Origin of the sequence: Desulforegula conservatrix Mb1Pa (assembly GCF_000426225.1) — a bacterium.
GTDB classification, from domain to species: Bacteria; Desulfobacterota; Desulfobacteria; order Desulfobacterales; family Desulforegulaceae; genus Desulforegula; species Desulforegula conservatrix.
Map to the genome: position 1 here is coordinate 72016 of NZ_AUEY01000004.1, position 14752 is coordinate 86767.

At 40.2% G+C, this 14752-nt stretch carries 10 protein-coding genes and 1 pseudogene; 7 read left to right on the forward strand and 4 right to left on the reverse strand.

Annotated features, from left to right (window positions below; translation table 11 throughout):
- The first annotated feature begins 226 nt into the window (after positions 1–226).
- From tatA to K245_RS0103060, 3 genes are all read left to right on the forward strand, one after another.
- Positions 227–403, forward strand: a complete 177-nt coding sequence (tatA, locus tag K245_RS27150) for a twin-arginine translocase TatA/TatE family subunit (RefSeq protein WP_084156106.1) — start codon at positions 227–229, stop codon at positions 401–403.
- Positions 404–597: 194 nt separating this feature from the next.
- A complete protein-coding gene (locus tag K245_RS0103055; RefSeq protein ID WP_035276381.1) occupies positions 598–1230 on the forward strand; it encodes a TetR/AcrR family transcriptional regulator in 633 nt (210 codons plus the stop codon).
- Positions 1231–1572: 342 nt separating this feature from the next.
- The gene (locus K245_RS0103060) at positions 1573–3396 is read left to right on the forward strand and encodes an acyl-CoA dehydrogenase (protein WP_027358124.1); all 1824 of its coding nucleotides are present in this window, start codon (positions 1573–1575) and stop codon (positions 3394–3396) included.
- A gap of 188 nt (positions 3397–3584) precedes the next feature.
- On the opposite strand, the gene K245_RS0103065 is transcribed toward K245_RS0103060, so the two are convergent.
- Positions 3585–4262 (reverse strand): DUF1571 domain-containing protein, encoded by a 678-nt coding sequence (locus tag K245_RS0103065; protein ID WP_198013815.1) that lies wholly within the window; start codon positions 4260–4262, stop codon positions 3585–3587.
- Between the two features lie 388 nt (positions 4263–4650).
- Between K245_RS0103065 and K245_RS0103070 the strand changes: the two genes are divergently transcribed.
- On the forward strand, positions 4651–5094 hold the full coding sequence (locus tag K245_RS0103070) for an SH3 domain-containing protein (protein ID WP_035276382.1): 444 nt from the start codon (positions 4651–4653) through the stop codon (positions 5092–5094).
- 280 nt (positions 5095–5374) lie between these two features.
- Here K245_RS0103070 and K245_RS22845 read toward each other — a convergent pair.
- Both K245_RS22845 and K245_RS26270 read right to left on the reverse strand, forming a co-directional pair.
- A pseudogene (locus K245_RS22845) lies at positions 5375–5593 on the reverse strand (transposase); the annotation flags it as partial.
- Between the two features lie 100 nt (positions 5594–5693).
- Entirely contained in the window at positions 5694–5918 is a 225-nt protein-coding gene (locus tag K245_RS26270; protein WP_027358127.1) for a nucleotidyltransferase family protein, read from the reverse strand.
- Between the two features lie 305 nt (positions 5919–6223).
- Here K245_RS26270 and K245_RS0103085 point away from each other — a divergent pair, with 305 nt between their 5' ends.
- The 3 genes from K245_RS0103085 (at position 6224) to K245_RS0103095 (ending at position 12757) form a co-directional block, all read left to right on the forward strand.
- Complete coding sequence (locus K245_RS0103085; protein WP_027358128.1) at positions 6224–7462, forward strand: exonuclease SbcCD subunit D C-terminal domain-containing protein; 1239 nt, start codon at positions 6224–6226, stop codon at positions 7460–7462.
- Between the two features lie 241 nt (positions 7463–7703).
- Complete coding sequence (locus K245_RS0103090; protein WP_027358129.1) at positions 7704–11378, forward strand: AAA family ATPase; 3675 nt, start codon at positions 7704–7706, stop codon at positions 11376–11378.
- A gap of 245 nt (positions 11379–11623) precedes the next feature.
- The gene (locus tag K245_RS0103095; RefSeq protein WP_027358130.1) at positions 11624–12757 is read left to right on the forward strand and encodes a DUF4062 domain-containing protein; all 1134 of its coding nucleotides are present in this window, start codon (positions 11624–11626) and stop codon (positions 12755–12757) included.
- Between the two features lie 234 nt (positions 12758–12991).
- Here the strand turns inward: K245_RS0103095 and K245_RS0103100 are convergent, their stop codons facing one another.
- Complete coding sequence (locus tag K245_RS0103100; RefSeq protein WP_156906682.1) at positions 12992–13708, reverse strand: bifunctional UDP-sugar hydrolase/5'-nucleotidase; 717 nt, start codon at positions 13706–13708, stop codon at positions 12992–12994.
- Positions 13709–14752: the final 1044 nt, after the last annotated feature.

Here is a 14752-nt window from a genome sequence, read left to right on the forward strand (position 1 = left end):
AGATAAATACTGCCGGTAAAAAAATGAGTTGCCGGTGCTTAAGTATTAGAGCATCCTGGCGCATCCGGCTTTTTGTCCGAAGTTGCCTTAAAAAAGTTTATAACCAAATTAATCACAACCCATTGTTAGTCAAGTGCTTTTAATAAATAGGCCTGTTGACAAAAAAGCAAATCTAATGATAGCGTTCAATCTTTTTAAGTAAACTCACTTTTGCAGGAGAAAAAAAATGGCCGGATTGGGCATTCCAGAACTTTTAGTAATACTTGTTATTGTCCTTGTCGTATTCGGAGCTGGAAAGCTTCCTGAAATAGGCAAAAGCCTCGGGCAAAGCATCAAAAATTTCAAGAACGCAGCCAAGGAAGAAGATAAAGCCAAGCAGGAAGATTCGGAAGATAGCAAATAATTACAGATATTTGTCACAGCCAAAGCCAGGCCAGGAACCCCATGGCCTCGCCTGACATCCGAAATCGACCTTAATACATTGTATTCATTTTGTTTTTTTTGAGCTTATAAAAAAATAAAACCAAAAAAACTTGACAATAGAGTCCTTACAAATAGAATACGGATTTCATAAAATTAGCATGCTTGGAGTGCCTGGTGATAAAGAAGTCCCGCAAAGAAAGAGAATACGAGCTGAAAAAGGCCGAAATAATCAAGGCCGCTGAGAAAGTCTTCGCAGCCGGAGGATATCACGGAACAACAATGGCCCAGATAAGCCAGGCTTCCGAATATCCGCTCGGAACAATATACAAATTCTTTTCAGGCAAAGAACAGATCTACCATGATCTTGTTTTCACCAAAGGGCTGGAACTCGGAGATATCCTGATTGACATAACAAAGAACCGGGACATTCAGCCAAGCCTGAGACTCATGGACAGCCTCAGGGCATGTGCAAAATTCTGCCAGGGCAACCAGAATTTCATCCGTATATATGTGTCTGAAAGAAGCAATATTGATGGAGCCCTTACCCCAAGTCTGAACAAAAAAATCAACAAACTCCATGACAGACTAATAGCTCTTTTCCAGGAGCTCTTTGAAGAAGGCATAGAAAAAAAAGAATTCAAGCCATATTCAGCTCACCAGATGGCGGTCATGTTCACAGGAATAATGACCTCCATTGCCTGGTTCTGGCTTACCGAGGAAGCTGGCGAACCGGATGCGCTGGACGCCTTCATTAAAACAGTGCTCGATATATTCACCCACGGAATAAGTTCTGACAATAATTTGTAATACTATGCAATTTTAGGTTTACAGACTTAAAACTTATAAATATAAACGACTGTTGATTGTATGCAAAATAATTACTCGATGGTCTCGTAAAAAATTAAAAAAAGTCCATGCCATTTAAGGATTTTATCCGGTACCGGTGTTTTCAGATATTCAAGGAGTTCACTATCAAACGGAAATCTTTTTTTGCAACACCAAATTAGGCAATAAAACTATATATGCAGGATATAGTTTTCAAAAAAGGTTCGTCCTTTTTATTTTAATATTTTTATAATGGAACTGGCCGGGGTGATTCAACTCCGGCTCAAAGGAATCAAACTTAAGCCACTTTAAGGAGATATTCAGATGGCACAGCAGATCGCTGACCGCAGGGACCAGGACTTCGTTCTCCATGAAATGTTCGAAGCATCACAGATTTCAAAGCATGAAGACTATGCTGCTTTCAACAAAAAAACCATGGACATGACTCTTACAGCAGCAAGAGAGTTCGCAATCAAGGAAATCCTTCCCACCATGGTACCTGGTGACAAAGAAGGCGTTACACTTGAAAATGGCCAGGTAAAAGTTCCACCTTCATTCCACAAGCCTTACAAAAAATACTGCGAAGGTGAGTGGGTAGCAATGTGTGATGATCCTGAGTACGGCGGACAGGGCATGCCACACGTTCTTGCAATGGCTTGCGGTGAAATGTTCACCGGCGCAAACTGCGCATTCCTCATGTACCCAGGCCTTACACACGGTTGCGGCAACATCATCGCAAGCGTAGGTTCTGAAAAGCAGAAGGAACTCTATCTCAAGAAACTTTACACCGGCGAGTGGGGCGGCACAATGTGTCTCACCGAAGCAAACGCAGGTTCTGACGTTGGTGCTCTTGAGTCAGTAGCTACCCTCAATGCAGACGGAACATACAACATCGTTGGTAACAAGATTTTCATCTCCGGCGGTGACTCTGATATGGTTCCAAACGTAATTCATCCTGTTCTTGCTCGTATCATCGAGCCAGACGGATCAAGCGTTCCTGGTACTCCTGGTATTTCTCTCTTCATCGTTCCAAAGCTCTGGGTAAACGATGACGGTTCAATCGGTGAAGACAATGACGTAACAATCACCGGTGTTGAACACAAAATGGGTATCCATGGCAACGCTACCTGTTCAATCGCTTTCGGAAGCAAGGGCAAATGCCGCGGCTACCTCATCGGCGACAAGAACAAGGGCATGAGAACCATGTTCCTCATGATGAATGAAGCGCGTCAGGGCGTTGCTCTTCAGGGTCATGGCTTTGCTACCCATTCTTACATGAATGCGGTTAACTACGCTAAAGAGCGTAAGCAGGGTCCGGATCTTATCAAGGCAGTTCTTGAAAAGAACATCACCCCAGTGCCAATAATCCAGCATCCGGACGTTCGTCGTAACCTTCTTATGATGAAGACCTATGTTGAAGGTATGCGCTCTCTTATCTACTATCTCGGCTGGTGCTTTGACATGGTTAACACCGCAGCCAATGAAGATGACAAGGCGAAGTGGAACGGTCTTATCGAAATCATCACTCCTATCGCAAAAGCGTACTGCACCGATAAGGGCTGTGAAGTTGCAAGAACCGGTATCCAGATCTACGGTGGTTACGGTTTCATCGAAGAATATCCTCAGGCTCAGCTCCTTCGTGACTGTATCATCACAGCAATCTACGAAGGTACCAACGGCATCCAGGCTATGGACCTTCTTGGTCGTAAGCTCGGCATGAAGAAGGGCAAGCCTCTCATGGATCTTCTTGGCGAAGTAAACAAGACCATCGCTGCTGCTAAGGCTGCTGGCCTTGAAGATATGGCTGAAAAAGTTCAGAAAGCAGTTAACAAGTTTGGTGAAGTTGCAATGACCCTTGGTGGCGCTGCAATGAGCGAAAAAGTTCTTTCTGCTTTCGCTAACGCTACTCCTTTCTGTGAAGTAGCCGGTGACGTTATTATGTCATGGCTCCATCTCTGGAGAGCATCAGTTGCTCAGCCTAAGATCGAAAAAGCTTCCAAGAAAGATAAGGCATACTACGAAGGTCAGGTTATCGGCGCTCGTTTCTTCATTGAGCACATGCTTCCAACAGCAATGGGCAAAATGATCGGAACCATGGCAGTTTCTACAGCAGCTATGGATATGCCTGAAGATGCATTCATCGGCTAATCGATGAATCCATAATAAGCATTTATAAAGCTGTATCGCCTTCGGGCGGTACAGCTTTTTTTATTTCGTGGTATAAATATGGGGGAAAGACTGGTTTGAATAATTTAATTTCAAATCAAGAGTAAAGTAATCAGGAGTGCCAGCGGGTCGCAAAATCATCCGCAACTTATTTCCTGCAATATTTATATTTAAATGCTGAAATCCTTGTCAGTCAGGCCCACGTTGATCTTGAGATTCTCATAGCCGTATTCCTCCATAAATTCATTTTTCCAGTCAAGCATCGATATTTTAAGAGGAAGTCCTGTTTCGTCATCATACCACAGCTGAACTATATGAGCGTAATACCCTTTATTTTCAGGGTATACGGTCTTGATCTGATGGGCTTTTCTTCCATAAATTTCAGATACGCCTTCATATGTAAATACAGCATCTTTGTTTTTTCTGGCCCTTGCAATATCTTTTGACGCAGATGAAAGGATGTACCCAATACCAATATGAGTAATTGGATGTCTGTTGCCTTTCATTGCCACGAAGCCTGTGGGATCAAGGCTTACGGTCACAAGACCCAGAATACCCGTATTTCTTGTTGCCATCATATTGTCATTCTGGCCTTCGATATATACACAGGCTATGTCCTTGTTCGATCCGACAAATTCTTTATAGAATATGGAAAACGGTTTTTTTACTTTCAGATCAGATTTTGAAGTTATTATCTCTCCATTGACCATTTCTTTTTTATGGAATGTGCATGTGTAGTCATTAACTGTTTCAAACGAAAGCACTGCCTTGTTGAATAAATCTAAACCCTTTGCCGTTTCGTCCGCACTTGCAGAACCGACAGCAGTCAACATAGCAAAAAAAAACATGATAATCCGGCGCATTTCAATCTCCTTGATTTAAAGTTGATCTTTTTCGATTATTTTTTAGTTAGTTTATATAATGAGAGGTTTGTATTTATCAACAATCAGATCGAGTATGCCTCATGATAAGCCGTTCTTGATCCGTATTATAGAAAAGGCAGTCCATAACGCTCTCAAGGTAAAAAAAGCCATCTATTTCATTTTATTATAATGACTACATGTATAACACATATGTCATTTTTTATATTATTATTTCAAATAGTTATCATCATAAAAAATCATAAATTTAAAAAATATTCATAAATGGTTTTGTCTCATATGTCTGACATGCTATAAAATCAGCTTTGTTTTAAATCTTCCGCTGTTGCGGAATAAAAAAAAGGAGGTATCTCATATGAAAAAAACATTTTTAGCAACAGTTATTTTTTCTGTAACTCTTTTATCCACGCCTATTTTATCGTTTTCAGAACAAAGACTCAGTGTTCAAAAAGATAAAATCAACGTCAGATCAGGACCAGGAACAAACCATGAGATTCTTTGGAAGGCTGAAAAATACTATCCATTACAAGTCCTTGACACCAATGACAAATGGATCCATTTCAGGGATTTTGAAGGTTATGATGGATGGGTTTACAAACCCCTCCTGAGCAATGACAAAACGATTGTTACCAAAAACCGCAAAAGCAATATTAGAAAAGGACCAGGAAAGGAATATCCGGTTTTATTCACCGCTGGCAAAGGAGTCCCGTTTCTTGTTTTGGAAACAAAAAAAGACTGGTACAAAGTCCGTCATTCTGACGGCGACACTGGCTGGGTATTCAAATCCCTGATCTGGTAGAGGATTGACGGCTTAGTAAAAGGTCGGAGATTATAAGGGTAATCTAAAAGACCTTTTACAAAGCCGCCACTCGAATGCCTTATTATGAAGGCATACTTATTCCAGTCCTATTTCAAACAGATAATAAAGCTGTGGAGTTTTTGTACTGGCTTCCATACTTCAGCGTAGGAGTCTGACCTATTGATAAACGAATCGGATAAGCACCGACCACCGGCAAAGCCGGTGGCATGGGATTCTGAACCGCTCAAAGCGGTAAAAAATGGGGATCACCTAAAGGTGATTAATCAAATAGTCTTAATTGTTCAATTCTGCGTTCCTCGTGTTCCTGTTTTTTAATATACTCTCGAACCGACAGCTCATCTTTGCCAACTGTCGATACATCATAGCCTCTTGCCAAAAAATTCTGGCCGGTAAAATTCTTTTTCCGGCCACCATAGTTCCTTGCTATACTTATTGCGCTCTTACCCTTTATAAAGACTACTACTTGCGCCACAGAATAAAGAGCCTTCTGTATTTTCAAGGAGAACGATTTTATTTGTGATTTCTATGACATCGAAAAGCCCACTAAGAGCCTTGCCTATTTTCGCAATATCATCTTCTTACAGACAAACAATCCTCAGGCCGATTAAGTCTGAGATATGATCCTTGATAGAATATGCTTGGGAAATGGCCTCCAGCTCGGTTCTGTATTTTTGATTAAATTTCTTGATGCACTCTTCCTTGTTTTTTACCCTGCCCTCAACCTTTGAAACTGCTATGTGTCCTGAGTGGGTAACGAGCGTATTCACGAGGGTGACAAATGAATTCTTGGCATCTTCAAGCAAATTATGATTAAAATCATAAAAGTCTCTAAACTGATTTTTTTAATTCTCAAAATCAAGCGAAGCCATATATTTCCCCAGCCCGTTAACTCAAATATTGTTCAATATTTTAATTAGAATACTCAAATATCTTACCCTGCTTACAAAATTAAATCCCTTTAGGCAAACTTTCCAGATAAAGAATTCCAAGCAAGGAAAGGCCTTTCTGGACTTTTTAATGAATCGTTAATATGTTTATTGAATTTTCTGGCACCAGATCACATTCATGATCCAAATCCATAAATAGGATTCAAAAACAGGCCAAAACCATGAAAATCATTCATACCTCTGACTGGCACATCGGCCGAACACTATACGGAAGAAAACGCTACAACGAATTCGAGGCCTTTTTAGACTGGCTCGCTGAGCTTATTGAAAAAGAAAACATAGATGTGCTTCTCGTAGCAGGTGACATTTTTGATACAAGCACACCCAGCAACAGAGCCCAGGAGATTTATTACAGATTCCTTTGTAGGGTGTCTTTGTCATGCTGCCGCCATGTGGTCGTTATAGCTGGGAACCATGATTCCCCTTCCTTTCTGAATGCGCCTAAAGAACTGCTTCGTGTTCTTAATGTCCATGTAACAGGATCTGCCCCGGAAAACTTAGAGGATGAGGTTCTTGTCCTTAAAGATCCGGCAGGCAAGTCTGAGCTGATTGTCTGCGCTGTTCCATACTTAAGAGACAGGGACATCAGAACAGTCGAAGCAGGTGAAAGTATTGAGGATAAAAATATTAAGTTGGTTCAGGGCATAAAGGATCATTATGGCGATGTCTGCCAGATAGCCCGTGAAAAGCAGAAAGAAGCAGGCAATATCCCAATTGTGGCCATGGGTCATCTTTTCACTGCCGGAGGAAAAACAGTCGATGGAGACGGAGTGCGCGAGCTTTATGTCGGCTCCCTTGCCCATGTCGGAAGGGATATATTCCCCTCGTTTATTGATTATATAGCCCTCGGCCATCTTCACGTTCCCCAGAAAACAGGTGATTCCGAAAACATGAGGTACTGCGGCTCGCCAATTCCCATGGGCTACGGAGAAGCAAACCAGAAAAAAAGCGTTGTACTTGTTGAATTTGAAAAAAATGAATCGGAAAATAATGTCCCCAAGATATCTATTCAACCCGTTCCGACGTTTCAGAAGCTTATAAAAATCTCAGGGGATCTTGACAGCATTACGGGAAAGATCAAAGAGCTGAAAACATCATCAAGCAAGGCTTGGCTCGAGATAGAATACACAGGCGAAGACATTGCCGCAAACCTTCGGGAAAGCATTGACGAAGCTGTGGCTGGCTCTGAAATAGAAGTAAGAAAAATCAGAAACAAACGCATCATCGACCGCATCATCAGCCGCATGGATGAAGAAGAAACCCTCGATGATCTGAATGTTGAAGATGTTTTTACAAGATGCCTGGACGCCCGCGGAATTCCTGAAGAAAAAAGGCCTCTTTATATCGAAACGTATAAGGAGACCCTTAAAAGTATGTATGAAGAAGAGCAGGATATGTGATTTTAAATTTCCGAATTTGGATTTTTAAAGAGGTATTTTTCCGATTGCATATAAAAATTCCGCTTTTTTGAAAAAAAGCTTGGCAAAAAACTTTATGATTTGGTGCGTTTAAAAATGCTGTACTTAGATTGTCATGAGCAAAAAAATATAAAGTTTTTGGGGGTGTGGGGACTTTTTACAAAAAATCCCCACATATTTCAGGAGACAACAATCATAAATCACAACTCAAAATTCAAAAATCATGAAAATTCTTAAGCTTAGATTCAAAAACCTGAATTCCCTGCATGGCGAATGGTCCATAGACTTTACTTCTCCCCAATATATTTCAGACGGCATTTTTGCCATAACAGGTCCTACCGGAGCTGGAAAATCAACCATTCTCGACGCAATCTGCCTTGCGCTTTACGGAAGAACACCAAGGCTGAAGCAGATATCCCAGAAAAGCAATGAAATCATGTCGCGTCAGACCGGAGAGTGCTTTTCAGAAGTTACGTTCGAGACAGACAAAGGCAGATTCAGATGCCACTGGAGTCAGGCAAAGGCTCGCAAGAAAACAGACGGGAATCTTCTTGATTCTAAGCATGAGATTTCAGATGACGATTCGGGTAATGTAATAGAATCAAAAAAAAGGGATGTTGCAAAAGCCATAGAAGAGCGGACAGGGATGGATTTCGACAGATTCACAAGATCCATTCTACTTGCCCAGGGCGGTTTCGCTGCATTTCTACAGGCTTCTCCTGATGACAGGGCGCCCATACTCGAAGACATAACAGGCACTGAAATCTACACTGTAATTTCCAAAAAGGTTCATGAGATACAGAAGTCCCAAAAAGAAAAGCTTGAGATCCTGAAGGCCGAAACATCAGGCATACAGATCCTTGAAAAAGATGAAGAAATAAGGATCAGCAAGGAACTGAAAGAAAAACAGGACTCGGAAAAAAATCTTTCAGCCCAAAATATACAGACCTCTGATGCCATTATCTGGCACAAGACCATAAAAGCCCTGGAAGAAGAGCTGGCTTTGCTTGAAAAAGAGGCCTCAGAAATATCGTCAGAGCTTGAGAACTTCAAACAAAACCGTGAAAAATTAGCCAAAGCGCTCATTGCAGCAGAACTTGATGGCCAGCACGGAACTCTTATGTCTTTAAGGCAGCAGCAGAAAAAAGATATTGAGGCCCTTTCTTTATCTGAAAAGCTGCTTCCTGAAAAAGAAGAAATTCTGGCAATTAGGGTTGGAGAGCTGAATAAAACAGAAGAAATTCTATCAGAATTAAAAGAAAATCAAAAAAAAGAGTCTGAGATCATCAAAAATATTCGAACTCTTGATCTGCAAATAAAAGAAAATGAAAAGCACCTTAATTCAGTTTCATCAGAAATAAAGGCAATTCAGGATCAGATTGCGGCAAATATAAACATGAAAAATGGGGCTGAAGCAAAAAAAGCTTCTGCACAGGATAATCTTGCAAAAAACAACCTTTATATCTCGGAAAATCCCTCTGACTCCGAGCTTGTTTCAGGATTCACGGGAATTAAAGAAAAGATCAAAAACCTAAAGGCATCTCTTTCTAAAAAGGACTCTCTGTCCGCAGATCTGAAAAAAGCTGGGAAACAGATTGAAAGCGCTAATTCAGCCCTTAAGCTTCAGGAAAAACAGTTTGAAATAAGTAAATCAGCATTAGAAAAAAGCCAGGCAGATTCAAAAATGATCTCAGGCTCAATCTTTGAAGTTCTTCAGGGAAAAGAGCTAAAAAAAATCAGGGATGAGAACGATCTTCTGAAAGAAAGACAAAGAAATCTTGATTCGCTCTCCAAACTTTCCGAATCCATTAAAAAAGACACCAAAAACCTTTCCGAGGCTGTAGTTTTAAAGGCTGGGCTGAACCAAAAAATCAGCGGCATTCTATCTAAAACAGATGCCTTGTCAGAAAAAAGAAAAAATCAGGAAAGGGAAATAACCCTGATTGAAGATAAAGTCTCGCTCCTGAACAGAATAAGGGATCTCGAGTCAGAGCGCCAGAGGCTTGAAGATGGCAAGCCCTGCCCTTTGTGCGGATCTCCTGATCATCCCTTCGCCAAAGGCAATATCCCTGAAAAAGGCGAGGCAGAAGAAGAGCTTTCAAAGGCTAAAACTGCGCTAAAAGCAACGGATTCTGTTCTTTCATCCCTTAACATAACCAAGGCTGGCCTTGAGAAAGACTTAGAGCATTCTGAAAAAAGAATTCTTGAATTTGGTAAATCCATTGAACAGAACAAGGCAGCATTTTTAGAACATCTTCAAAAGCTTGGAATCACAGAACGCGAATCATTATCAGATGAAAGCATATGTAAGGATCAGGACTTAACCAGAGAAAGCACTTCTTCCCTTTCCGCTGTCATAGAAAAGGCTGAAAAACTTGAAGATGAGCTTAAAGCTGCCATGATTCAGGAAAAAAGCGCTGAAAAAACGTATGCGGAATCTGAAAAAAATCTGGACAGGCTAAAAAGCAAAAAAAACGAGGCAGAGTCAGATTCTGAAAGAATCAAGAAAGCTCATTTTGATACAGATCAGACCTGCACAGAAATCAGAAATAATCTTCTTTCTGAAACAGCAGCTTACGGATTTAACGAGATCCCTGATTCTGAGCTGGACAAGGTATCTTCGTCCCTTGAAAAAAGGCTCACCTCCTGGCTTAACAATCAGAAACAAAAGACTGAAACAGAAAAGCTGATTAATGAGATTTCAAATGAGCTGAATGCGCTTAATTCACAATTTGAAGCTTATGAGGCAAATCTCAAGAACAGGCAGTCATCACATACTGAGATTGAAGCGGCTCTCCATGAATTAAAAACCAGTCGCATTGAGATTTACGGAACAAAAAATCCTGATCATGAAGAACGCCGTCTCGGACTTCTTGTGGCAGGTTCAGAAGCTGATCTTGCAAAGGCAAGGCTGGCGCGTGATGAGGCAGACAGAAATCTCCATGAGCTGACGACAAGGATTCTTTCCCTCAAGGATAATATTGAAAAACGAGGCAATGACTTAAATCAGCTTGAATCCGATTTTATGAAGAGGCTGGAACAAAGCTGTTTTGATGGAGAATCCGATTATCTTGAAAAAAGGCTTTCAAAAGAAGAAAGGGACAGGCTTGCAAATGACGCCAAAGATCTTGATACAAAGAATGCCGAAATCATGGCACGCCACAAGGATCGTGTAGAAAAGCTTGAACAGGAGCGCGAAAGAAAATCCACGTCAAAATCCCTCGAGGAATTGTCAGAAGAACACGATTCTGTTTCAAAGGCCTTAAATAGCCTCGTTCAGGAAATGGGTGGCATAAAGCAAAGGCTTGCTGATAATGAAAGCGCCAGACTTAAATTTAATGAAAAACTCGTATTAATTGAAAAGCAGAAAACAGAATGCTCAAGATGGGATGATCTTCACGATCTGATCGGATCTGCTGACGGCAAAAAATTCAGGAATTTCGCCCAGGGCCTTACTTTCGAGATAATGGTATCCCACGCCAACAGGCAGCTTGGAAAAATGACAGATAGGTATCTTCTTATCAGGGACGACATCCAGCCCCTCGAGCTGAATGTGGTGGACAATTATCAGGCCGGAGAAATCAGATCCACAAAGAATCTTTCAGGCGGTGAAAGCTTCATTGTCAGCCTGTCACTCGCCCTCGGCCTTTCCCATATGGCGAGCAGAAAAGTACGAGTCGATTCCCTATTTCTTGACGAAGGTTTCGGAACACTCGACGAGGAAGCCCTCGAAACAGCACTCGAAACCCTTTCCAGCCTCCAGCAGGATGGCAAGCTTATTGGCGTCATTTCACACGTATCTGCCTTGAAAGAAAGAATCAGCACAAGGATTAATGTCCAGCCTATATCCGGCGGAAAGAGTGAAATATATGGTCCTGGTTGTGAGCAGGTGAAGTGATGGAAAGGGCGGCTTGGATAAGATTATCGATTTGTAGAATTTTGAATTTATGATTGATGTGCCAGACCAATATCCCAAAATCATAAATCCAAAATTCTGGGAAAGTTCGCTTTTTTGAAAAAAAGCTCCGCAAAAAAAAATGGTTTCCAATTTTATGAGGGAATTGATTCTAATTTACTGACGATCAATCTATCAACCCATTTTGATAGGTTTGTATCACAGCATTTCTAAAGGATTCTGTTTTTATGCGTGATATCAGTGATAATAATAATGTTTTGAATATTTTCTTAAGTTCAACAGGAAGAGATCTGCAGGCTCAAAGAGATGATCTTTATGATGTCTTGAGAAAAATACACTCTTTAAAATGTATACGAATGGAAGATTTTACAGCCAGCGTTGATTCTGCTGCTGAGCACTGCAAAAAAATGGTTCAAAAATGCGATTTATTTATTGGGATAATTGGTCATTACTATGGAAGCATACCGCCCAAAGGATATGAGATATCTTATACAGAACTCGAATTTTTAACGGCTCAAAAGCTTGAGAAGCCAGGATTATTTTTTATGGCGACTGATAATTTTCATATGCCAGCGGGAATCCGTGAATCTGACAAATTTTTTGAAAAGCAAAAAGAATTCAGAAAGCGAATCTTAGAATACTGCATGCCTGCTATATTTAAGGATTCCAATGAGCTTACTAACAACGTTATGGCATCACTTATGAACACTAAATATTTAAGTGATATAAAAATAGCTAAAGCAAAAATGCCTCAGGTAATACATGATGATTATTTAATTTTTATCGAATATGCTGATGGATATGAACACAAAAAAGAAATTGTATGGACTTCGCCGTGGAAAATATGCGCCAATGATGAACCGCTAATTATTAAAAGGTTGGTATTTTTTAAACAAAGTAATTTGCAGCCCATTGAATTCGATTTTACAAAAGGAATACTGCCAAAAAAAGTACAATATTCAGGATCAAATCCAAGATTTATTGAATATAAAGATGGGACAACAGCGCTCTTTTTAGAAAGAACATCCACGAATCACTTGAAAGATAGCGAGAATCCTAAAGACCAATATGTAAACATAGTTGGCAAAGGTAAATATATTTTTTGGGTAGAAGGATCTGGAAAAGCAATCATTAAGATTAAAGAACTCAAAAATGTCGTAACTGAAGAAGCACCTTTCACTTTTGAAACTGAATCATATAATTGTGCAATAACAGTAAAAATTATTGGCCAACTTAATAGATTTCAACTGGAGGATGGTTCTAAGCCAACAAGCTTTATTAAAACAACGAATGAATACATTGTAAGCCGAGCTTCAAATATACTCTATTTTGATGTACCTTCAAGTGTAAGCATTATCTGAAATCTCTACATTATCCTTTTCGGTTGCGCATCATATTCTCTAAAGGTTTTAAGCCTAAAAGAGTTTGTTTTTATTTTCCCAAATATTGAGGCATCATAACCATGTAGATCATATGCTGATGCTGGCTCAAACAACCTCATTTAGAATCTTGTCACGCCTCACAACTTTGAAAAAGCTTTCTCTGAGGTTGAGAAACCTCTCAGTCAATTGCCCTGATTGATTCAAAAAAAGAGATCAATGAGAATCTGATTCAGGAACTTCTTTGCGAAAGTCCTTGAAAAGGGCGGCCATATCAGGATCGTCAGGATATTTAGCAGTAAGAGCTATATTTTCAAGTTTTGCTTCAACCGGCCTGTTCTCGTCGTCAAGTACAAGCTTCAAAACTCCGAGGTATTCACCTTCCGAAGTATTCTGAACAAGATAGACCCCCTTGATCTTTTTTGGCTCGTTGGTTATGTATCTTTCGTGCCCTGCTATAGCGACCGTTATGCCGCCCGCATCATTATATTCCAGATAATTCTGAGCTGCTTCTTTCCCAGTATGCAACAGAGCAATAACTATATCCGCCTTGTTTTTTTTGAGTTCATCCACTCTCTGGCGAAGGCTTTCATTCACATCTTTGAAGCCCACCGTTTTTTCAAGGGAACTCTGCTCCTTGAAATAAGATGATGGCGTTCCTCCGGTTATTCCAATTTTCATATCTTTAAAGGCTTTTATCACATACGGTTTTACGGCCTTGTATTCCGGGCCAGACATACTGATATTGGCCGAAACAAATGGAAGCTTGTGCTTTTTGACTGCTTCAGCAAAAAAAGGCATCCCTGTATCAAGCTCCCCGTCTCCTATGTTTATGGCATCGTATTTCATGGCCGCCATTGCCACCGCAAGGGTTTTTGATCTGAATTCAACGGGTGCTTTTGAGCTTGAAAACACGTCTCCGCTGTCCACCACAACCGTATTCTTGTTTTCTTTTCTTATTTTGTTTATAAGGGCTGCCCTCCGGGCAATCCCGCCTTTTTCAGGCTGTCAGCCGCATGGTTCCACATGGCCGTTAATATCTCCGGTAAAAACGATTGTCAGCTCCTTGCTGAAAACAGTATCGCAATTAATGAAAAACACGGCTGAACAGCACAGAATAAATAAAAAGTAATTAAACAGTTTCATAATTGGTTGCATAAAAAGTCCTCTTTATTTGAAATAATACAGGGCTTATAAATTACAAAATCTTCGAAAGCCAAGTTTTTATTGAAAATTACATTGTAAAACCACGTTAGCTTTTTATCCGCTCATCATGTTCTTGGAATAAAAGTGCAAAACCGCTCTCTTCCAAGGCCGACACCAGATCACATCCTGAGTCACCGGCCACTGGCAAAGCCGGTAATTTACTTATAATCAATTATGACAAGGTCGCAAAAAGTCAGACTTCCGTCATTCCGGCGCAGGCCGGAATCCAGAAGTTCCTGAAATTACTGGATGCCAGATCAAGTCCGGCATGACGCTAAAACCATTTTTTGACTTTTTGCGAGTCCATCAATTATGACAAACACCTGAAAAATATGACTATCATTGTTTAAAACCTTGTATTGCATCTTCTTAATACAGTATAAACAGGCAATCTGAATCGACATTTTTCATAACATCCGACTCACCAGCCCTTCTGTGGCCTTGCCAGTTATAAACAGCATAATACTTTTTGAAATGATTGTGGGACGGCATCTATATTCACATTTTTAGTAATTAGCCAGAGACATCCAAAGAAACACTTTCAGAAAATGAAACAAAAAATCTGATATTCTAAAGAATGTAGCAACCTGTTTTTCAGGAAATATAGTGGCTTGGGTTAAGAGCGTCACAAAATAATCATCATTTTATCAAAAAAATAAAGAATCATTATTTTAAAAATAATATTGCACATATCATTTTTAGAATGTTATGTATACATAACAGTTTGTATACTGTCAGGCCTGATCGAATACAAGACGTTATGGGACATCC

What these genes read in the sequence shown, in the direction of transcription:
- K245_RS0103070 (WP_035276382.1), top strand. Translation starts at nt 4,651, where the DNA reads ATGAAAAAAACATTTTTAGCAACAGTTATTTTTTCTGTAACTCTTTTA.
- K245_RS0103085 (WP_027358128.1), top strand. Translation starts at nt 6,224, where the DNA reads ATGAAAATCATTCATACCTCTGACTGGCACATCGGCCGAACACTATAC.
- tatA (WP_084156106.1), top strand. Translation starts at nt 227, where the DNA reads ATGGCCGGATTGGGCATTCCAGAACTTTTAGTAATACTTGTTATTGTC.
- K245_RS0103065 (WP_198013815.1), bottom strand. Translation starts at nt 4,262, where the DNA reads ATGTTTTTTTTTGCTATGTTGACTGCTGTCGGTTCTGCAAGTGCGGAC.
- K245_RS0103095 (WP_027358130.1), top strand. Translation starts at nt 11,624, where the DNA reads ATGCGTGATATCAGTGATAATAATAATGTTTTGAATATTTTCTTAAGT.
- K245_RS0103090 (WP_027358129.1), top strand. Translation starts at nt 7,704, where the DNA reads ATGAAAATTCTTAAGCTTAGATTCAAAAACCTGAATTCCCTGCATGGC.
- K245_RS0103060 (WP_027358124.1), top strand. Translation starts at nt 1,573, where the DNA reads ATGGCACAGCAGATCGCTGACCGCAGGGACCAGGACTTCGTTCTCCAT.